This window comes from Comamonas halotolerans (assembly GCF_030162935.1).
Taxonomy (GTDB): Bacteria; Pseudomonadota; Gammaproteobacteria; order Burkholderiales; family Burkholderiaceae_C; genus Comamonas; species Comamonas halotolerans.
In genome coordinates, this window is sequence record NZ_JASAUZ010000023.1 from 79734 (window position 1) to 99832 (window position 20099).

The 20099-nt window shown below is 55.1% G+C and carries 20 protein-coding genes; 11 read left to right on the forward strand and 9 right to left on the reverse strand.

Features of this window, described 5'->3' with window-relative positions; translation table 11 throughout:
- Positions 1-5 precede the first annotated feature (5 nt).
- Entirely contained in the window at positions 6-1067 is a 1062-nt protein-coding gene (locus tag QEP11_RS10875) for an AI-2E family transporter (RefSeq protein ID WP_284336669.1), read from the forward strand.
- A 70-nt stretch (positions 1068-1137) separates the two neighbouring features.
- On the opposite strand, the gene QEP11_RS10880 is transcribed toward QEP11_RS10875, so the two are convergent.
- Together QEP11_RS10880 and murJ are read right to left on the reverse strand one after the other, a co-directional pair.
- Positions 1138-1986, reverse strand: coding sequence for a SirB1 family protein (locus QEP11_RS10880; protein WP_284336670.1), 849 nt, complete (start codon positions 1984-1986; stop codon positions 1138-1140).
- Between the two features lie 56 nt (positions 1987-2042).
- Entirely contained in the window at positions 2043-3605 is a 1563-nt protein-coding gene (gene murJ / locus QEP11_RS10885; RefSeq protein WP_284336671.1) for a murein biosynthesis integral membrane protein MurJ, read from the reverse strand.
- A gap of 230 nt (positions 3606-3835) precedes the next feature.
- On the opposite strand from murJ, the gene rpsT reads away from it, so the two are divergent.
- Positions 3836-4129: a 30S ribosomal protein S20 gene (gene rpsT / locus QEP11_RS10890; protein ID WP_284336672.1), complete on the forward strand. Its 294-nt coding sequence runs from the start codon at positions 3836-3838 to the stop codon at positions 4127-4129.
- A gap of 200 nt (positions 4130-4329) precedes the next feature.
- Here rpsT and QEP11_RS10895 read toward each other — a convergent pair whose 3' ends face one another.
- A complete protein-coding gene (locus QEP11_RS10895; RefSeq protein WP_284336673.1) occupies positions 4330-4644 on the reverse strand; it encodes a DUF3579 domain-containing protein in 315 nt (104 codons plus the stop codon).
- Between the two features lie 240 nt (positions 4645-4884).
- Here QEP11_RS10895 and QEP11_RS10900 point away from each other — a divergent pair, with 240 nt between their 5' ends.
- The 4 genes from QEP11_RS10900 (at position 4885) to QEP11_RS10915 (ending at position 8200) form a co-directional block, all read left to right on the forward strand.
- Positions 4885-6081, forward strand: a complete 1197-nt coding sequence (locus QEP11_RS10900) for an aspartate aminotransferase family protein (RefSeq protein WP_284336674.1) — start codon at positions 4885-4887, stop codon at positions 6079-6081.
- A 17-nt stretch (positions 6082-6098) separates the two neighbouring features.
- On the forward strand, positions 6099-7022 hold the full coding sequence (argF, locus tag QEP11_RS10905) for an ornithine carbamoyltransferase (protein WP_284336675.1): 924 nt from the start codon (positions 6099-6101) through the stop codon (positions 7020-7022).
- Between the two features lie 475 nt (positions 7023-7497).
- A complete protein-coding gene (locus tag QEP11_RS10910; RefSeq protein WP_284336676.1) occupies positions 7498-7863 on the forward strand; it encodes a YkgJ family cysteine cluster protein in 366 nt (121 codons plus the stop codon).
- 10 nt (positions 7864-7873) lie between these two features.
- Complete coding sequence (locus QEP11_RS10915; RefSeq protein WP_284336677.1) at positions 7874-8200, forward strand: YkgJ family cysteine cluster protein; 327 nt, start codon at positions 7874-7876, stop codon at positions 8198-8200.
- 191 nt (positions 8201-8391) lie between these two features.
- On the opposite strand, the gene QEP11_RS10920 is transcribed toward QEP11_RS10915, so the two are convergent.
- Complete coding sequence (locus QEP11_RS10920; RefSeq protein ID WP_284336678.1) at positions 8392-9093, reverse strand: hypothetical protein; 702 nt, start codon at positions 9091-9093, stop codon at positions 8392-8394.
- 921 nt (positions 9094-10014) lie between these two features.
- Between QEP11_RS10920 and QEP11_RS10925 the strand changes: the two genes are divergently transcribed.
- The 3 genes from QEP11_RS10925 (at position 10015) to QEP11_RS10935 (ending at position 12749) form a co-directional block, all read left to right on the forward strand.
- Positions 10015-11376 (forward strand): amino acid permease, encoded by a 1362-nt coding sequence (locus QEP11_RS10925; protein ID WP_284336679.1) that lies wholly within the window; start codon positions 10015-10017, stop codon positions 11374-11376.
- 73 nt (positions 11377-11449) lie between these two features.
- Entirely contained in the window at positions 11450-12085 is a 636-nt protein-coding gene (kynB, locus tag QEP11_RS10930; RefSeq protein WP_284336680.1) for an arylformamidase, read from the forward strand.
- Positions 12086-12101: 16 nt separating this feature from the next.
- Positions 12102-12749 (forward strand): 3'-5' exonuclease, encoded by a 648-nt coding sequence (locus tag QEP11_RS10935; RefSeq protein WP_284336681.1) that lies wholly within the window; start codon positions 12102-12104, stop codon positions 12747-12749.
- A 76-nt stretch (positions 12750-12825) separates the two neighbouring features.
- Here QEP11_RS10935 and QEP11_RS10940 read toward each other — a convergent pair whose 3' ends face one another.
- Positions 12826-13368, reverse strand: a complete 543-nt coding sequence (locus QEP11_RS10940; protein WP_284336682.1) for a methylated-DNA--[protein]-cysteine S-methyltransferase — start codon at positions 13366-13368, stop codon at positions 12826-12828.
- 112 nt (positions 13369-13480) lie between these two features.
- Between QEP11_RS10940 and QEP11_RS10945 the strand changes: the two genes are divergently transcribed.
- Positions 13481-14734 (forward strand): MFS transporter, encoded by a 1254-nt coding sequence (locus tag QEP11_RS10945; protein WP_284336683.1) that lies wholly within the window; start codon positions 13481-13483, stop codon positions 14732-14734.
- Positions 14735-14805: 71 nt separating this feature from the next.
- On the opposite strand, the gene QEP11_RS10950 is transcribed toward QEP11_RS10945, so the two are convergent.
- Together QEP11_RS10950 and QEP11_RS10955 are read right to left on the reverse strand one after the other, a co-directional pair.
- Positions 14806-16017, reverse strand: coding sequence for an FAD-dependent monooxygenase (locus tag QEP11_RS10950; RefSeq protein ID WP_284336684.1), 1212 nt, complete (start codon positions 16015-16017; stop codon positions 14806-14808).
- Positions 16018-16241: 224 nt separating this feature from the next.
- On the reverse strand, positions 16242-16532 hold the full coding sequence (locus tag QEP11_RS10955) for an H-NS histone family protein (RefSeq protein ID WP_284336685.1): 291 nt from the start codon (positions 16530-16532) through the stop codon (positions 16242-16244).
- 242 nt (positions 16533-16774) lie between these two features.
- Here QEP11_RS10955 and QEP11_RS10960 point away from each other — a divergent pair, with 242 nt between their 5' ends.
- Entirely contained in the window at positions 16775-17620 is an 846-nt protein-coding gene (locus QEP11_RS10960) for a symmetrical bis(5'-nucleosyl)-tetraphosphatase (protein WP_284336686.1), read from the forward strand.
- A gap of 70 nt (positions 17621-17690) precedes the next feature.
- Here the strand turns inward: QEP11_RS10960 and QEP11_RS10965 are convergent, their stop codons facing one another.
- Both QEP11_RS10965 and ypfJ read right to left on the reverse strand, forming a co-directional pair.
- Complete coding sequence (locus QEP11_RS10965; RefSeq protein WP_284336687.1) at positions 17691-19106, reverse strand: DEAD/DEAH box helicase; 1416 nt, start codon at positions 19104-19106, stop codon at positions 17691-17693.
- A 110-nt stretch (positions 19107-19216) separates the two neighbouring features.
- Complete coding sequence (ypfJ, locus tag QEP11_RS10970; RefSeq protein WP_284336688.1) at positions 19217-20086, reverse strand: KPN_02809 family neutral zinc metallopeptidase; 870 nt, start codon at positions 20084-20086, stop codon at positions 19217-19219.
- Between the last annotated feature and the right edge of the window lie 13 nt (positions 20087-20099).

Genomic DNA, 20099 nt, shown 5'->3' on the forward strand with positions numbered 1-20099 from the left:
CAGCCATGGGGACACCGCATCAACTTCCGTCCGTTTGCCCGTCCCCCGCGCAGCCCTCGCGCAACGTCATGATTGCCAGCTACCTGCTCATGGCTTGCACATTGCTGCTGGTCATGTGGCAAAAGCTCCTGCCCGGGCTGCTTTGCGCATGCCTGGGCTTTTTATTGACCCGTGCACTTGCTTCATTGCTGGCACGGATAGACCGCCGCCCCCCCGGGCCAACGCCAGACCGCTGGGCCCAGGTCACCGCAGCCACTTTGGTCATCTTTGCCCCGCTGATCTGGATAGGCATTGCCTTGACACATTCACGCGGCTATCTGACCGATATTCCTCACCAGTACAAGGAATTGCTGGACTTCCTTGCGCACACCGTTCTTGAATTGCAACAAAAGCTCCCTCCTGAGCTTGGCGTTCTGCTTCCGCAGGGTGCTGCAGAAATTCAGCAAGCTATCGCAACCAACCTGGCAACCAAAGCAGGAGCCCTTGCCATGGCAGGCAAAGCTTGGCTTGGAGGTCTTTTACACGCTTACGTCGGCTTGCTGATCGGCACTTTGGCTGCTGTACGTCCACGCACACTACCGCGAGCACCTCTGACTCAGGCACTGCAACGCCGTGTCATGCTGCTGGGTGAAGCCTTCCGCCAGATTGTGGCTGCGCAGTTTTGGATTGCATTGTTCAACACCTGCCTGACCGCGCTGTTTCTACTGCTTATCCTGCCAGTGTTCGACATGGCGCTGCCTTACACACCAGCGCTGATCATGTTGACCTTTATTGCAGGATTGATCCCCATCGTGGGCAATCTGTTTTGCAATGTGGTGCTCACTATCGTGGGGCTATCGGTATCGCCCTTGGCAGCCGCCGTATGTCTGGGCTTTTTGATCCTGATTCACAAAGCGGAATATGTCATCAACGCGCGTGTTGTTGGTCAGCGCACCCACATGGCAGTATGGGAGTTGCTGACCGTGATGTTCATCGCTGAATCCGTCTTCGGTCCTGCAGGTCTCGTGGCCGCCCCCCTGTTTTACGCTTATCTCAAAAAGGAGTTGGAAGCCGCTCGACTGGTCTGAGTCGCAACTCGCACACGGTTTCCAAAAAGAGAGCGCTAAGCGCTCTCTTTTTTTTCCTTGTTTTTTGACTTTAGCCTTCTGCCCGAAGCAGCTCAATGTGCGCCTCGATCACCGGCAAATCCTGTGGCGCCTGGGCTGTGCGCACATAAGTTTGCAGGTCCTGCAAGGCTGCATCCCGCTGCCCCATCTGCGCCAACACCAGTCCACGATCACGGTAAGCCTCTGCAAAATCCGGACGCAAGATCACAAGCCGATGCAATACACCGAGCAACAAGGACAGTTGCTGCTCCTGTTCATACACGCTTCTTAGATTGCGCAACATGCGCTCTATGATTTCGCGTCCACTGGCAGGCATCAGAAAAAGATGCAGTGGTGCAATTTCTTCCTCCGCCAGACCCCAGCCTTCCCGAAAAGGCTCCAATCGCTCAGACAGCATGTTTTGCGTCAGGCCGCGCCCAGTCAGGGGGTCTTGAATGATGATGCCCTCATCCACATACACCTTCACCAGAAAGTGTCCGGGAAAAGAAATGCCATCGGCCCTGAGTCCGATGCCCTGCGCCAGTTCCATCCACAGCACTGCCAGAGAAATGGGAATGCCTCGGCGCGTGTGCAGCACATGGTGCATATAGCTGTTGGCCGGATCAGAAAAATCGTTGGCATTCGCTGCAAAGCCAAGTTTTTCATAGAAAAACTCATTGAGCGTGTAGCAACGCTGCATTGGCGTTGCACCGCTGGGAATGGATTTGCGAAGGCGTGCAAGCAATCCATCCAATTGCAGCAGCACATCCTGCACATCCAGCTCTGGCATTGCATCAACCGCCAGACTTGCCGCAGCCTCCAGCAATGGAAAAGCCACATCATGCCCGACCAAGCAAGCAAAGTGGTCTAGCGTGGAGGGGACTTCGAATTTCAGCGGCATGACTGCACTCTACCGCGATTTCGCTGCATGCCAAGCACCCACCTTCCTCGCACTGATCAGCGACGCAAAAGACTGCGCAGCTTCAGGCCGGATGCCAATAGCGCACCAAAATAAATCACAGCAGCCCCCAGCATCATGAGCGCCATCAAGCCTACGCGCTGCAACTCCTGCGCCTGCAAGGCCTTCCAGTCCCAATGCTCGGTGCCCCATAGCAGGAATGCCGCCAGCAACATGGAGGCTGCCAGCACCTGCAAGGCATACAGCAGCCACCCCTTGCCAGGCTGATAAGCACCCCGGCGCAGCAATCCAATCAACAACCAACAGGCATTGACTAGCGCAGCCAGGCCGATCGAAAGCGCCAGCCCCGCATGAGCCAGCCAGGGTACCAGCACCACGTTCATGATTTGAGTCAGCACAAGCACGGCTACTGCAATCTTCACGGGTGTTTTCATGTCCTGACTGGCAAAGTAACCAGGCGCCAGCACCTTGATTGCCACCAGCCCCACCAGCCCCGCGCCATAGCCGATCAGCGCCAAGGCGATCTTGGCAACATCGCTGCTGTGCAAGGCGCCACGATGAAACAAAGTGGCTACCAGCGGTTCAGCAAAAGCCAACAAGCCCACCGCACATGGCACAGCCAGCAAAACCACCAAGCGCAAACCCCAGTCCAGCATCTGTGAATAGCGTTGCGTGTCACCCGCAGCCTTGGCCGATGCAAGCTGAGGCGTCAGCACCACCCCCAAAGCCACGCCCAGCAAAGCAGTAGGAAATTCCATCAACCTATCTGCGTAAAACAACCACGTCACGCTGCCCGGCGTCAGGTAGGACGCAATTTGCGTGTTGATCATCAAGCTCACTTGCGCAACACCCACCCCCAGCAAGGCCGGCGCCATCAGCGACAGGATGCGGCGCACCCCGCCGTCATGCCAAGCCTCCTGCACAGCGGACACAGAAAAGCCAATACGCGGCAGCAAGCCAATCTTCTTGAGCGCTGGCAGTTGCACCCCCAGTTGCAGCACACCTCCCAGCATCACGCCCGCCGCCATGGCATAAATGGGCTCGATTCCCTGACGATCCAGCCACGGAGCCAAAAGCAAGGCCGCAGCAATCATGCACACATTGAGCAATACCGGGGTGGCTGCTGGCACGGCAAACTGCTTCCAGGTATTGAGCACCCCGGCGCACAACGCCACCATGGACATAAAGCCAATGTAGGGGAACATCCAGCGCGTCATCAGCACAGCAGCTTCCTGGGCATGGCCGCTTTCAAAACCGCTGGCCAGCAGCCAGACCAGCACTGGGGCGCCCGCCACACCCAGCACACAGGTTAGAAGGAGCACCCAGAACAACACAGTCGCCACGTTGCCAACAAGCTGGCGTGTGCGCTCTTCGCCTTCTTGCGTCTTGGTGGTCGCCAGCACCGGCACAAAAGCCTGGCTGAACGCACCTTCGGCAAACAAGCGGCGAAACAGATTGGGAATGCGGAACGCGACGTTGAATGCGTCCGTGAGCGCATTGGCACCGAACATGGACGCCATGATCAGATCACGAACCAAGCCCGTGACTCTAGAGGCCAGGGTCAGCAACGAAACGGTGGAAGCAGATTTAAGGAGTGACACCCACGCAGTGTAGCTATGCGCGGCCATCCAAAGTCACTGTGCGCGCGTACAACACCTCAAGTTGTAACAACAACACGCCACCATCAGCCCAGTTTGGTGCACGCATGCACCAAATACATACAAACGCACCATTCCAATGCATTACCGCCTGATCCTGCAGCTTTGCGCAAGCGTTGCTATAATGGCTGGCTTCGCTGGCATCATCCCCAGACAACCAAAGGAATTACATCATGGCAACTAAAGCCAAAAAGAACCCCCGCTTGGCCTCCGGCCGCAAGCGCGCACGCCAAAACGTCAAGCTGAACGCCGCCAACACATCGCTGCGTTCCAAGTACCGTACTGCTGTCAAGAACGTCGAGAAGGCTGTTCTGGCCGGTGACAAGGTGAAGGCTACCGAACTGTTCGCCAAGGCGCAGTCCGTGCTGGACACCGTTGCTGACAAGGGCATCTTCCACAAGAACAAGGCTGCTCGCGACAAGAGCCGTCTGTCTTCCAAGGTCAAGGCCTTGGCACTGGCCGTCTAATCCACATTTAGGCATCGCACGAATGGCCTAGCCATTCGCCGTTTGCTTCGGGTGCGCTGCCAGCGAAACAAAAGGACCGCCTCACGGCGGTTTTTTTGTACCCATTGCATGAAGATCTCTTCTGAGTTCACAACGAACAGGCATGAAAAAACCGCCCTACGGCGGCTTGATTTCACATACTTTTACCTAAAACCAGCGACTCATTTCTTCTCGTCTGGAATCAGACACGCTTCCACAATTTGAAGATTGTTGTCGCGCGCGAAGTTCACCACAAAGTCCCAGGCCATCGGTTCATGCGCCTGCAAATCACGATGCACCACAATGCATTTAAAGCCATTCATGGTGGTGGGAATACACCACGGGGAGTAGCCCAAATGGCTGCCACGCTGGGCGCCACCGGGACGAAACTGGCTCATCACCCCCGCCAAACGTTCAGCCCAATCACTGGGGCGAAAAGTTTTTCCCTCCAAGGTCACACCTTGGATGAAGATTTCTTTGGAGCTTGGGGAAACCATCAAGATCAATCCGGTAAGACGGGGTGCGCTGCGGGATCGCCGCCTTGTGCACCGACTCATCAATTCTAACTCTTATATAAGACACGAGCACTTCACTAGGGATTGCCAACCCTGCATAGCTTTATTCCAAATATGTTGCACAAACATGCCGCAATGCTTGCAGGGCTCTAAAATCATTCCCTTGTCTTTTGCAAAACCTGCAAAAGTTGTGCCACGACTGCCATGTCAGGAGATTGATTCATGACCGCTCACATTGAGGCTGCCTCGCCCCACGTTATGCCCACTTACGGCCGCGTACCTATCGCGCTGGAACGAGGCCGAGGCTGCCGCGTATGGGATGTGAACGGCAAGGAATACCTGGACGCGCTGGGCGGCATCGCTGTCAACACACTGGGGCACAACCACCCCAAGCTGGTTCCCGCGCTGCAAGAGCAGCTGACCAAGCTGATCCATACCTCCAACTACTATCACGTCCCTGGTCAGGAGCAACTGGCCACACTGCTGACTGAACGCAGCCACATGACCAATGTGTTCTTTTGCAACACCGGTTTGGAGGCCAACGAAGCAGCAATCAAGATTGCACGCAAGTACGGCGTGGACAAGGGCATTGATAAGCCTGAAATCGTGGTCTATGACCATGCTTTCCACGGTCGCTCGATGGCTACCATGTCGGCCACGGCCAACCCCAAGGTACGCAACGGCTTTGGCCCCTTGCTCGACGGATTCACCCGCGTAGCTCCCAACGACTACCAGGCGTTGGTGGATGCCACCGAGGACAATCCCAATATTGTGGCCGTGATGATGGAGCCCATCCAGGGCGAAGGCGGTCTGCACCCCATGCGTGTCGATTACCTCAAGCAGGTGCGTGACCTGTGCGACGCCAAGGGCTGGCTGCTGATCATGGATGAGGTGCAAGCAGGCATGGGCCGCACCGGCAAGTGGTTTGCCCACCAGTGGGCTGGCATCGTTCCTGATGTGATGACGCTGGCCAAGGGCCTGGGCTCTGGCGTGCCCGTGGGGGCGGTAGTGGCCCACAACCAGGCTGCGCAAGTACTCACTGCAGGCAACCACGGCTCCACCTTCGGCGGCAACCCGCTGGCCATGCGTGCCGGAGTGGAAACCATTCACATCATGGAAGAAGACAGTCTTCTGGCCCACACAACCGAAGTGGGTGACTACCTCAAAACCAAGCTGGAAACCGCACTCAGTGACCTGGATGGTTTTGTGGAAGTTCGCGGCCAGGGTCTGATGATTGGTGTGGAACTGACCAAGCCTTGCGGCCAGCTGATCGAGCAGGCTGCCGAAGCGGGCCTGCTGCTGAGCGTGACATCAGACACCGTGATCCGTCTTGTGCCCCCACTGATCTTGACCAAGGATGAAGCTGACGAAATCGTCACCAAACTCAAGCCTCTGGTCCAAGCCCTGCTGGCCGCTTAAAACCCAAGGAATACTGCATGAAGCATTACCTGCAATTTAGCGACTTCACCGCTGACGAATACGACTATCTGCTGTCACGCGCAGCATTGATCAAAAAGAAGTTCAAGAACTACGAGAAGCATCACACACTCAGCGACCGCACGCTGGCCATGATTTTCGAAAAAGCCAGTACGCGTACTCGTGTGAGCTTTGAAGCTGGCATGTATCAATTGGGTGGCTCGGTGGTGCACCTGACCACCGGTGACAGCCAGCTGGGCCGTTCGGAGCCCATCGAAGACAGCGCCCGCGTCATCAGCCGCATGACCGACCTGGTGATGATTCGCACCTTCGGCCAGGACAAGATCGAAAGCTTTGCGGCGCACTCGCGCGTGCCCGTGATCAACGGACTGACCAACGAGTTTCACCCTTGCCAGATCCTGGCGGATATCTTTACCTTCATTGAGCACCGCGGCTCCATCCAAGGCAAGGTCGTCGCCTGGGTGGGTGATGGCAACAATATGGCCAATACCTGGTTGCAAGCTGCCGACCTGCTGGGCTTTACCGTACATGTCAGCACCCCTGGTGGCTATGAGGTGGACGAAAAACTTGCGTTCAATGGGAAAACGCCCCGCGAAGGTTGCTACAAGGTTTTCAAGGATCCGCTGCAAGCCTGCAAAGGCGCCGATCTGGTCACCACCGATGTGTGGACCAGCATGGGCTACGAAGCAGAAAATGCCGTGCGCATGAAAGCCTTTGCTGACTGGTGCGTCGATCAGGAAATGATGCAGGCTGCAAAACCAGAAGCGGTATTCATGCACTGCCTGCCTGCACACCGTGGCGAGGAAGTGACTGCCGAAGTTATTGACGGTGCTCAGTCAGTGGTCTGGGACGAGGCGGAAAACCGCATGCACGTGCAAAAGGCGCTCATGGAGTACCTGCTGCTGGGCAAGCTGGCGGACTAAGCCTTACGGAACTCCATTCCAGTGATGCGCGCCCATAGCTCGCCTCTCACCCCAAAAGGAGCTGCCTATGCGCGCCTGCTCATGCTTTCTCGCGTCTTTTGCTTGAAAAGCAAGGCAGGATTTGCACTGGCAGCTCTTTTCTCATTTAAGCTTCGCAGCCCCCTCAACGCGCTGCGTGCGCAACAACCCTTTTCCTGCTCCGCCAGCGGCACGCGGAGCCTGGACTTTCGCCGCTTTGCACGCAGGCGCTGCGCAATGCACGCCATTGCTTGCAGCCACTTGCTGAAAACACCGCGCTATCTCCTGGGACACACCTAGGGCCTTTATTCATTGCTTTTCACTGCATGCATTGCGCTTGCCGTGGGTTGGTCTGTGTCTTGCTTTTCTGCAAGCACAGGCTGAATCCGTGGCATGCGTGTGTGCCGTGAGTCCTGGATTTTTGCCTATTGACCATACCTAAAGTTCTCGCTTCCCTATGTCCGAAGCCATTCATCCCTGCCTGACCTGCGGCGTGTGCTGCACCAATTACCGCGTGGAATTTTCTATTTACGAGCTGCAATCCATGGGCGGCACCGTCCCCGACCACATGGCCCACGAAGTCCCAGGCAAAGGCAACCGTGCTCGCATGAACGGCACCGAACGCCATCCCGTGCGCTGCGTTGCGCTATCAGAGCTTCCTCACCTTGGCGAAGGCTGCGTGGGCTGCGGCATTTACGAGCAACGCTCACGCCCGTGCCGCGACTTTCCATTCGCCTCCTACGGCTGCCATGACACACGCGCCAAGTTTGGCATGACAGAACTGACCGAAGAAGAAGTCGAACGCTGGACTGCGATTGCCTGAGCACTCTGCCATGTCTGAACCACACCCTTGTCTATCCTGTGGCGCATGCTGCGCCTCATTTCGCGTTGACTTCTCGATCCATGAATCCGAAGAAAATGGTGGTCGCGTTCCTCGCGGCCTGATTGAAGAAGTGACGGATTACACCTGTCGCATGCGTGGTACAGACTACGCCCGTCCTCGGTGTGCTGCACTGACAGGCAAGGTAGGGGAAAAAGCTGCTTGCGGTATTTACGAGTGGCGCCCATCTCCATGCCGAGAATTCGCAGCAGGCTCTGACGCCTGCAACCGCGTGCGTCTACGCCACGGCATGCCCGCGTTGACCAGTGGCTTGCTCTAAGCGTTCTCTAGGCATCTCCATCGCTATCGCAATTTGTACCCGCACTGCAATTTTTTTAATACAAGCTGTGATCACAGCGGCAATGTGCCGCCTGTGAATAAGCACCCGGCTTGCTCCAGACTATCTCTAGTTCTAGTGCTGTGAATTAAGTAATCCAGCCCCCAGCAGAAATAGCTTTCAAATTTTTTTGTCTATCGACGTTGTTTGGATTCTGGCGCCTCAAAGCGCGCGGACCAATTCCCGAGGTCACGGCACGTGCCAGTGTTCTCCAAAATAGGTTCCGTCACCTCCTCGATGTACTGGCCGAGCATCGCTATCCTCCTGCCATCCAACCTAGCGCTCCACCACGGCTTGTACCATTGAAGCTCCCCTTGAGTCTCTATACCGGACCGGCTATAGATATGCTTGATCTCGAGATTGCACGGGATGTAATAGCGGGCCGCCCGATCCGCACTCTGCTTGGCAGCCAACGCCGCTTTATAGGTACGAAAATCCTCGATCGGTGATATCGATTGCTTTACAGCATGGCCAGGAGGGGCGATATCCCACTGCCGGATTTGTCCGGAACCGATACCAGCCATCAAGTCCTTGTAGTCCTGCTGGCTCATATCTCTACCATCGGTTCTTACGACGGGACGAGTCAACACGTAGTCATTTTCCATCCCCGCAACCTGAAGGACTTCATAAACCGTGATACGCGACTGCGATCCGTTGTACGGATTGTCTACACGGAATATGAGGCTACCAACACCAAGATTACCTGCAAATCTGACGATAGCCTTTTCGGAGGGACGGTGGGTCGCAACATGACATCCTGCCATCAGGATGGCGCTCATCCCGCAGGCAAAGATACGGCTCAACAATCCGAAGAGTCTTTGGGGTATTTTTTTCACAAAACTGAAACTTTCTGACGCTGTAGTCCATCCACGTTACATAGTAAGAATCACAACTCAGGTGTTATCTCACAGATATTCTCCCTGCCGTGCACCCTCAGTGGTGATGTAGTTGGCCGTCCCTTCACGTCCCCGCCTACAGAATGTCATCGTTGTACAAGGCATCAATACCGTCATCTATCAGTTTCTAGTGCCTGTTCAATATGCGCAATCTTGAATACTTTATTTGAAGCAATCTTCGCTTGTGCCCCCCCAACAAATCCAACTGGCTCATCAGCCTGCCCACGCTCAATACCATACGGGAGCCACAGTCTTCAGCAAAACACAAACGGCTGGCTCAACACGGCACACTGTCATCGCGTTCCTCAGCGACCTCGTGCAGATTGCTGAGCACTGCAATGCTTGTCCCATGAGCACTTCAACATTGATGGCACACTCATTCAGGTTTGGGTAGAGTTCCAAAAGCTTCAAGCGCAGGAAAGATACGTACGGTCGATCAGGCTCCGGTGGTGTCGCTCCAGACAAAGCAGCGCCTTTTGCCAAGGATGGTGCCGCTTCAAACCATAGCAATCGGCGCAACAAGCCCCACGATAAGAGAGCACGAAGTCAGATGCTACAAACGCTGTAAGCGCTGCGCTTGCACACACTCAGGGCAAGCACGCGCAGACAAAAATGCAATGTCCGACCATACTGTACTCACCCATCACTCCCACTCCAGGAGGTTGCCATGTTCACATTTCTTATGGTGATTGCAAGTGCATTGATTGTGGCGGGCTTGTTGGCAGCGGTGATGAGCATGGAGCAAACATTGACAGACAACAACTCCAACGATTTGTGATCCGGGTCATCTCCCTGTGCATGCAACAAATAGCGCCTGCGTCGATACTTGGAGGTTTCGTTTCGACTTCAATCTAGGCATACATGGCCGACTTCCAAGATATACAACAACGCGAAAAAGGGCTGCAGCAGCATCTGACCAGTGCCCAGATGGTGATGATTGCCATCGGAGGTGCCGTAGGTACCGGCCTGTTCATGGGCAGTGCATTTGCCATTGGTTTTGCAGGTCCAGCGGTGCTGATCAGCTACGCAATTGGCGCCTTCATTGCCTTGTTGCTCATTGGCTGCCTGGGTGAAATGACCGTCGCCCACCCCACTTCCGGATCCTTTGGCGCTTATGCGGAGTATTACCTCGGTCCAATGACGGGTTTTGTACTGCGCTACGCCTACTGGGCCGCCCTGGTGCTTGCCGTGGGCATGGAAGTCACGGCTGTAGGGATGTACATGGCGTACTGGTTCCCGGATGTTCCACAGTGGATCTGGGTTGCCTTGTTCTCTGCCATGCTCATTGGTATCAATCTACGCAGCGTCAAAGTTTATGGCGCAGCCGAATACGCATTCTCCGCAATCAAAGTTGCCGCCATTGTCGCTTTTGTACTTATCGGTGCCTATGTGGTGTTTGGTGCCCATATACCAGGCATTGGCCTGCAAAACTACGAAGCTGGTGGTGGTTTCTGGGCCAAAGGCATCAGCGGGATGTGGCTGGGCGTGATTGTGGCCATGTTCAGCTATCTGGGAGTGGAAGCCATTGCCGTGGCTGCAGGTGAAGCACAGCACCCGCAAAAAGCGGTGCAAAGCGCCATGAAAACCACGGTGCTGCGTCTGGTGCTGTTTTATCTGCTCACGCTGGCACTGATGCTTGCCATCGTTCCATGGACCGAGGCCGCCACCCAGACCAGTCCTTTTGTGCGCGTGATGGAAATCATCAATATTCCCTACGCTGCAGCTGTGCTGAACTTTGTGGTGCTGGTGGCCGCTCTGTCTGCCATGAACAGCCAGCTCTACACTACCTCGCGCATGATGTTCAGTCTGGCGCGTGCTGGTCAAGCACCCGCCACATTTGGCAAAACCAATGCCAATGGCGTGCCCGTCGCAGCCATTCTGATTTCCAGCCTCGGCGCTGCTGTGGCCATGGTGATCAACGCATTCTGGCCCGAGCAGTCCTTTATGTGGATGATGTCAATCGCCATGTTTGGCGCCATGTTTGCGTGGTTCATGGTGTTCGTCACCCACCTTGCATTCCGCGCCCGCCGCGAGCGTGAAGGGGCTGGGCAAGTCCCGTTTCGCATGTGGGGATTTCCATGGCTGACCTTGCTGGGTGCAATGTTGATGGCTGCAGTGCTGATCACGACGGCATTTACTCCCGAGTTCCGTCTCACACTGGCATTTGGTTTGCCATGGCTGCTTGTATTGAGTGTGATTTACCTTTTGCGTCGCAAAAAGTAAGCGCTGCACGCATACTTTCAAGCCTGTGCCACTCATGGTGCGGGCTTTTTTTTACAGCTCTTAGAGGCTCCATATGACCACTCACCGACAGATTTGGGATATTTCAGCCCCCATTCACAGTGCCAGCCCGGTCTTCCCCGGTGACTCGCCCTATCAACAAAGCTGGTCGTCCAGCATTAGTCCGCAATGCCCGGTGAATGTCAGTACCATCAGCATGTCCCCTCATATTGGCAGCCATGCTGACGCCCCACTGCATTACGATGCGCAGGGACAAAGCATGGGTGAAGTCAACTTGGAGCCCTATATAGGCCGCTGCCGCGTCATTCACGCCATGCATTGCGGGCCCTTGATTGAGTGGGAGCACATTGCACACGCTACACACACGCCACTGCCTGCACGTGTGCTGGTCCGCACTTATCAGCAAGTACCCGAGTACTGGGATGAACACCTCAGCGCCTTTGCGCCGTCCACTGTGGAGCGCTTGGCTGATTTGGGTGTGCGGTTGATCGGCATCGACACCGCCAGCATTGATCCTGCAGATAGCCGCAGCCTGGACAGTCACATGCTTGTGCGCACGCGCAATCTGAATGTGCTGGAAAACCTGGTACTGGACGGCGTGGCCGAAGGTGATTACGAGCTGATTGCCCTGCCCCTCAAGCTGATGCAGGCAGAGGCATCACCGGTACGTGCCATCTTGCGCAGCCTTTGACCTTGCATAGCCCTGTATGACCGAACGCATTGCCATCATCGACTTTGAAACCACAGGCATGAGTCCCGCACACGGTGCTCGTGCCGCGGAAATCGGTATTGTGCTGATCGAGGGTGGACAGATAGTTGATCGCTTCCAAAGCCTGATGAACGCAGGCCAGCACATGCCATGGAACATCACACAGCTGACCGGCATCAGCAATGCCATGCTGCAAGCTGCCCCAGCTGCCGCCACTGTCATGCGGGATGCGGCAACCTTTGTGGGCAACACGCCAATGGTGGCTCACAACGCCTCGTTTGATCGCAAATTCTGGATTGATGAATTACAGCGCGTCGGGTGCGCGCCCATGCATCCTTTCGCCTGCACAGTTCTGCTGTCACGCCGCCTGTACCCTGAAGCGCCGAGCCATTCATTGGGCCGTATCGTCCGCTATCTGGGCCTCCCATCAGCAGACAAAGCCCACCGCGCGCTGGCCGACGCTGAAATGACCGCTCACTTGTTGCTGCGCATGCAAAGCGATCTTCAGCACCGCTGGCATATTCCCCTACCGCTTCACCGCTTGCTCTGTGAAATACAGACCAGCCAGCGTCAGCATATCCCGCACCTGCTGCGACGCACTGCGGCCTTGCAAACCCAGCCACAGCTACCCGGTTTGACGGTGTAAGGTGTTAGTCAATGCCCAATTTCAGGACACACAGCCGCAGCATAAGCCACACAGATGCGCCGCCCTCCACCATCAACTATGGCTTTGCAATAGCACCTTCTTGCTGAAGCAATTGCTGCTTGCGTTCCAGTCCCCAGCGATAGCCCCCCCACCCGCCATCACTGCGCAGCACACGATGGCATGGAACCAGCACCGCCAAAGGATTCGCTGCACAAGCACTCGCCACAGCACGCACGGCTTGGGGCTGGCCTACGGCCTGGGCCAGTTCGGTATAGGTACGCGTTTGCCCGGCAGGAATACCCCGCAGGGCCTTCCACACTTTGCGCTGGAAATCTGTGCCACTGATCGCATCCAGCGGCACCACATGCTGCAACGTGGGGTGCTCCAGAATCTCCAGCACCGTATCACTCCAGCGGTGCAGCACAGGGCCTCCTGTGTTCAGCTGTGCACCTGGGTAACGTTGCTGCAGATCCTCAATCAATGCAGATTTGTTGTCGCCCAGCAACACTGCCGCAATCCCTTTCGGTGTTGCTGCAACCAATACTTGCCCCAAAGGACATCTGCGCACGGTGTAGTGCAAAACCAGAGTTTCAACGGGTGTAGAAGTGCGTGTGCTCATAGTTTCCACTCTATGTCAGCTGCGCAGGCTCGCCAAGGGTAAATCCCCACACAGGGGTGACAGTTCACTGCACAGCTTAAAGCTAGGCTTACCAGCAGGAGATAGTCACCGGATGTCGACCAATCAAGCAACCTTCGCTCAACCCAGCCAGCAGCGCCCATTGTGGATCATGCTTTTGGCATTACTCACCGGGTTTGCGCTCAGCCAAGCCTTTCGCACCATCACGGCCATCCTGGCCCAGGGCTTGCAACAAGACTTTGGCATCAGTGCCAGTTCATTGGGAGCTTTTGCGGGCTTGTTTGGCTTGTCCTTTGGTGTTGTTCAATTGCTGATGGGCATTGGTATGGACTTATATGGTCTGCGCCGCACGGTGCTGTATGCCTTCCCGTTTGCCACGCTGGGAGCTGTGGTGTCTGCTGCGGCACCCAGCTATGGCTGGCTGATGCTCGGCCAGCTGATGATCGGCGTAGGCTGTTCTCCAGCCTTTCTGGCCTGCACCATCTTCATTGCACGCCATTTCCCCGCAGAACGCTTTGCGTTTATTTCTGGCCTGTCTCTAGGTTTTGGGGGCCTGGGCCTTCTGTTTACAGGCACGCCTCTGGCATGGGTTGTTGAATCATATGGCTGGCGCAGTGCTTTTTGGCTGCTGAGCCTGTTGTGCGCACTATCTTGGCTGCTGATCTTCTTCAAAGTTCATGAGCCTGCACTACCTAATACGGACAGCCCCCCAAAAGAAACATGGGGCCATGCGTTCATACGCATGGCCGAGCTGCTAACACTGCCACACACCTGGGGTATTTTGGTGCTTGGCATGTCTTGTTACGCAGCCTTTCTGTCGCTGCGCGGACTTTGGATTGCGCCACTACTCATGGAGCGCCACAGATTCAGCCTGGTGCACAGCGGGCATGTGGCTTTTGTGGTGTCACTTATTTCTCTATTTACGCCAGCCATTTTTGGTCGACTGGATCCGGGCATATATAAACGACGCCAGTGGCTGGCGAACCTATCACTGGGCATGGCGGCATTGTTCGTCACCCTTGCCCTGTGGCACCAAGCAACAGCCAATGTGCTCACCATCGTGCTGATGGCCATGCTCTCAGGCTATGGATTGCTGCAATATGCCGATGTGCGAGCCTCTTATCCCAGCCATATGACAGGGCGGGCGCTGTCGCTCTACACCATGTCCATGTTTTTAGGTATCGCGTTGATGCAGTGGTTTACCGGTGTCGTTGCCGCCTGGGCTATAAGCAAGGGCTGGGAAGCTTATACCGCTGTTGCGCTCACCATTGCACTGTGGCTGGCCATAGCATCCATTGCCTACCGCCTTCTGCCGGCATCGCCGTTGCTGCGAACAGCCAAGGTGTGAGCTGAAAAACCAATCGGCCTATTCCCCAAAGAAAATAGGCCGATCACCGTCAAATACCAAAAGAGCAGCGCTTACAAGATGCTGGCGCTGGAGCCCTCTCCACTGTAGAGCCACGGCACATCCATCAGCTTGGCCCCCAAAGTGCGCATCGCCAAATCTCGTCCCCAACGCACCGGGCCTGTGGCATGAAAAATTTTGCCATTGCGTATGGAACGCGCTTGCACGCGTGCATTGCGGGCCCAGCGATTCAAGGCATATCGGCTCAGGCGCAATTCAATATCCAGGTCATCCATAGCCAAGGCTCGCTGGAGTTCAGCGGCATCTTCAATAGCCATACCTGCACCCTGCGCCAAATAAGGCCGCATGGGATGAGCTGCATCGCCAATCAAGCCGACCAACCCTTTGACCATGGCTTCAGGACCCTGGATAGGTGCTCGGTCCGACAAAGGCCACAAACGCCATTGCGCACCTGCAGCGGGTACACTGCGGATCAAATCCTGCAAATTGCTGCTGCAGTTTTTCAACGCTTGCTCCAGCACCTGTGCATTGCCTGCATGATCCCATTGCTCCAGATCTTGCGGAGCAGGGCCTTCAATGATGACCACGATATTCATCATCTCACCCCGGCGCACAGGATAGTGAACCGCATGCATGTGCGGCCCCAACCACACGGTCACCTCATTGCTGCGCCAGCCAGCAGGAACGTCCGACATCGGCAACAGCGCACGGTATGCCAAGTGCCCAGAGACCCGGGGACGGCTGAGATCTCCCAGCAAGGGACCTCGCAGCTTGCTCCAGACACCATCCGCCAGCATCAGTGCATCACCTTCAACTTCTTTGTTGTTGGAAAGTCTGACTGTGGTGACACGCTCGGTGCCCAGCACCTCAACGACTTCTTGACCTTGGTTGATAAAAGTATCGGCACGCTCTTGCACAGCTTCATACAGCACACCATGCAGATCCGCACGATGGATGGTCACATATGCTGCGCCATAACGCTCCACCATGGATTGCCCCAGCGGAGCACAAGCCAAAACCTGGCCATTGACAGCACTCCGGGCGACCAGTTGCTGGGGCACTGCGACCACTTGGAGCAAAGGTCTTTGCAACCCCCAAGCTTGTAGGCGACGCACTACATTGGGCCCCAGTTGCACGCCAGCGCCAACTTCCGAAAACTCAGCTGCCCGTTCAAACAAGCGTGCGTCCCAGCCTGCGTGCGATGCACCCAAAGCCGCAGCCATCCCCGCAATGCCACCGCCAGCAATCAATACTTGTTTTTTCATGCGCTAAATTGTGGCGCTGAATTGCACTGCGCGTGCACTGAAGGCCCTGCAGAAGGCTGATAAGAAGCAAACACCGCGCACAAATGAAGCGGCGATACCACAGCGGGCTTCAAAAATAGAAAAAACAAATCAACACTTTATTACAGATTGAATGCAAGAATAATTGACGGTCTGATGAGGCAAGTAAGAAAGGCCTTTAGATTCAGGCCTTTTCTTACACATAATCAGATCTCAAACTTGCTGCGATCTTGATCTTGGATCCATTTTGGAGCCTTGCCGCGTCCTGTCCAAGTCTCACCGGTTTCTGGATTCTTATACTTAGGTGCGACCTTGGTTCCCGCATTGGCACCGCGCGAAGAACGAGCTGGCGGGAATACATCTTCTGCACTCAATCCATGTTCTTCAATCAAAGCGCGCACCTTGCCGACAGCTTCAGCCAACTCACGCTTGCGAGCCTCCTGAATTTGCTTTTCCAAATCATCACGCTGCTTCAAAAGATCTTTATAAGAACTCATTGCCGATTCCTTTCAGTTGGTCATCAAATTATAGATATATATATAAATAAATCCAACAATCGTTTATCGCACAAAAGATATTTTTACATTTATGCCATGACAGCCATATTACAAAAACACAAGCTACAGGCCTTAAAGAAGTGGCTTACATCATGCATGCGCGACAACCGACTTAAAATTCACTTACATGTCAATAAGACAATGTCTGCACACCTTTGATAAGGTCATTAGAAAGATACAGAGTGAGTACATACCTGATTGGTGATATCCAAGGCTGCAATGCAGCTTTCGAACGAATTCTGCAACACATCTCCTTCTCCCCAAGCCGAGACACTGTGTATTTGCTGGGTGACCTGGTCAACCGAGGCCCTCAATCTGCTGAAGTTTTACGACGATGCATGGAAGTGGGGGATGCAATCAAACCATTATTGGGAAACCATGATCTGCATTTGCTGGCAAGTGCCCATGGGATTCGCAAACCGGGCAAACGAGATACCTTGCAAAGTATTTTGAGTGCACCAGATAGGCAGGCTCTACTGCATTGGGTATCACAACAACCTTTGGCACGCTACTTGGAAAATGGACAAGGACAACGCATATTGATGGTTCATGCGGGCGTATTGCCTCAGTGGAGCTTTGAAGACACATTGCAACTGGCAGACGAAGTACACCAGCAAGTCAAAGGCGATGCTTTGCCAATTTTCTTAATGCATATGTATGGCAACCTTCCCAATCAATGGGATCCACTGTTAACCGGTGGTGAGCGAATTCGTGTCATTGTGAATGCCCTGACACGTATTCGTTTTTGCAATGCAGACGGAATAATGGACTTTGGAAGCTCAGAATCTGCCAATGCAGCGCCTGCAGGTTTAATGCCCTGGTTTGAGTGTCCCAACCGTCAAACAGCCAAAGACACGATCGCTTTTGGCCATTGGTCCACACTTGGACTGATCAATCGACCCAACTTGATCGCCCTGGATACAGGCTGCATCTGGGGAGGCTGTTTGAGTGCCATGGAAATTGGCGACGACTTTCAAGAGCGCCAGCTGCACCAGATTCGGTGCACGCAGGAGCAAAAGCCAGGCTAAACCACACAGTCCATACAAAAAAGCCACGTCACATGACATGGCTTTTTCCACAAAGATTCTGTAGCAGGCCTTAGAAGCTACCCATGGGCTTGAACAGCGCAGCAACCTTGCGTTTGGCTTTGGTCCCTGGCGATGTTTTGGGCGACGCTTTACCAGCGGCATCCCAGGCAGGAATATGTGAGTCAGTTGCCTGGTATGGCTTGTCAAAGAAAGGGTCCGCCGGAGCACTGCGCATGGGACGTGCTCCACGCGCAGGACGTGTACCGTGGGCTGACGCACTACGTTGCACTTCCTCGCGACCTGCCACATCACGTTGACTGTCACGATCTCTGAAACGTCGAGATTCAGGCAGCTGAATGCTTTGAATATTGATCTTCTGTTTGATCAGCTTTTCAATTTCACCCACCAGCTTGCTGTCTGACGAGCCCACCATGGTGACAGCCAGACCAGTGGCACCACCGCGCCCTGTTCGGCCGATGCGGTGTACATAGTCCTCCGCATTGAAGGGAACATCGTAGTTAAACACCGCCGGCACATCCTTGATGTCAAGGCCCCGCGCAGCCACATCGGTACATACCAGCAAATCCACTTCGCCTTGTTTGAAAGCTTCCAGGGCCTTCAAGCGCTCGTCCTGGCTCTTGTCACCGTGCAGCGCGGCAGCACGGTAGCCATCACGCTCCAGCGCACGTGTCAGGCGGGCACATCCCAGCTTGCTGTTGGAAAAGATGAATGCCTGACGAATCCCTTCGTCACGCAGCACCACTTGAATAGCCCGGCGCTTGTCATCATCGTTGGCGCTGTAAAAGCGCTGCTCAACCGTAGATGCTGTCTCATTGGGACGTGCCACTTCAATCGTGACAGGATCTTGCAGGTAACAGCCTGCCAAACGCTTGATTTCCGGCGAAAACGTCGCACTGAACAGCAGGGTGGTACGCGTCTTGGGCAAATGACTCAAGATTCGCTGCAGATCCGGAAGGAAACCAATATCGAGCATCCGGTCTGCTTCGTCCAGCACCACATATTCCACTTGATTCAAAACCACGTTTTTGGCTTCGATGTGATCCAGCAAGCGGCCTGGTGTGGCTACCAGCACTTCCACGCCTTTTTTCAGCTCAATGGTCTGAGGCTTCATGTCCATGCCGCCGAACACCACGGTGCTGCGCAGCTTGGTGTGCTTGGCATATAGGGAAATTTGCTGGGCCACTTGATCGGCCAGCTCACGCGTCGGCAACAGCACCAGGGCACGCACGGGGTGGCGTGCGGGCGAGGCCGAACTGTTCTCATGCCGCATCAAACGTTGCAGCAGCGGCAGCGAAAAAGCGGCTGTTTTACCAGTCCCGGTTTGCGCTGCACCCATCACATCCTTGCCGGTTAGTACCACCGGAATCGCCTGGGCCTGGATGGGTGTCATGGACTCGTAGCCCATTTCGGCCACGGCGCGTGCCAGTGGCTCCGCCAAGAGTAAAGAGGAAAAAGAACTTGTCATTGAGCCTGCTATTGTCGCACTGTGCGGGCCAAGCACTATGTGGGGTCATTAAATCCAGCGTGACTTCGCGGATTCCGTGGAAATAAAGCCGCACTTATACGCAAGACTTGTTACAAGCTGGCTGCAGAAAAAGTATCACAAGCCTTCATTGAGCCTGTCTCCAGACCGGTTTTGAACCAGCGCTGACGTTGTGCACTTGAGCCGTGGGTAAAGCTGTCCGGCACCACCTGTCCAGTCTGAGCACGCTGGAGGGCATCATCACCAATTTTGGCCGCAGCATTCATTGCCTCTTCCACATCACCTTGCTCCAGAATCTGGCGCTGGTTCTGGGCATGGTGTGCCCAAACGCCTGCAAAGCAGTCTGCTTGCAATTCCAGCTTCACAGACAACCTGTTGTATTCCACCTGGCTGACACGACTGCGCCTTTGGTCAACCTGGCCCGAAATACCCAACAGATTTTGCACATGGTGACCCACTTCGTGGGCAATCACATAAGCCTGCGCGAAGTCACCAGGAGCACCCAATTGGCTCCTGAGCTGATCATAGAAAGAGAGATCGATATAAACCTTGTGGTCTCCAGGGCAATAAAACGGCCCCATGGCTGCTTGACCGGTGCCGCATGCCGTGCCCACCGCCCCCCGAAACAGCACCAGTTTGGGCTCCTCGTAGTTGACGCCTGCTTGCTTGAAGAGTGAGCCCCAAACATCCTCGGTATCCGCCAATACGGTTGAGACAAATTGCCCCATGCTGTCGTTGGCAGGTGGCCCTTGTGCGGGAGTGTTCTGCTGTGCCACTGGCGCACCGCCACCTCCACTGAGCACCCCCAAGATTGTCAACGGATTGATACCCAAGGCCCAGCCACCAACCAAAGCAATGACAATGGTGCCAATACCGATATTGCGACCGCCGAACATGGGGGCACCGCCGCCACTGCGTCTATCTTCCACATTGCTGGATTGGCGATTGCCTTCCCATTTCATAATTTTCTCCTCA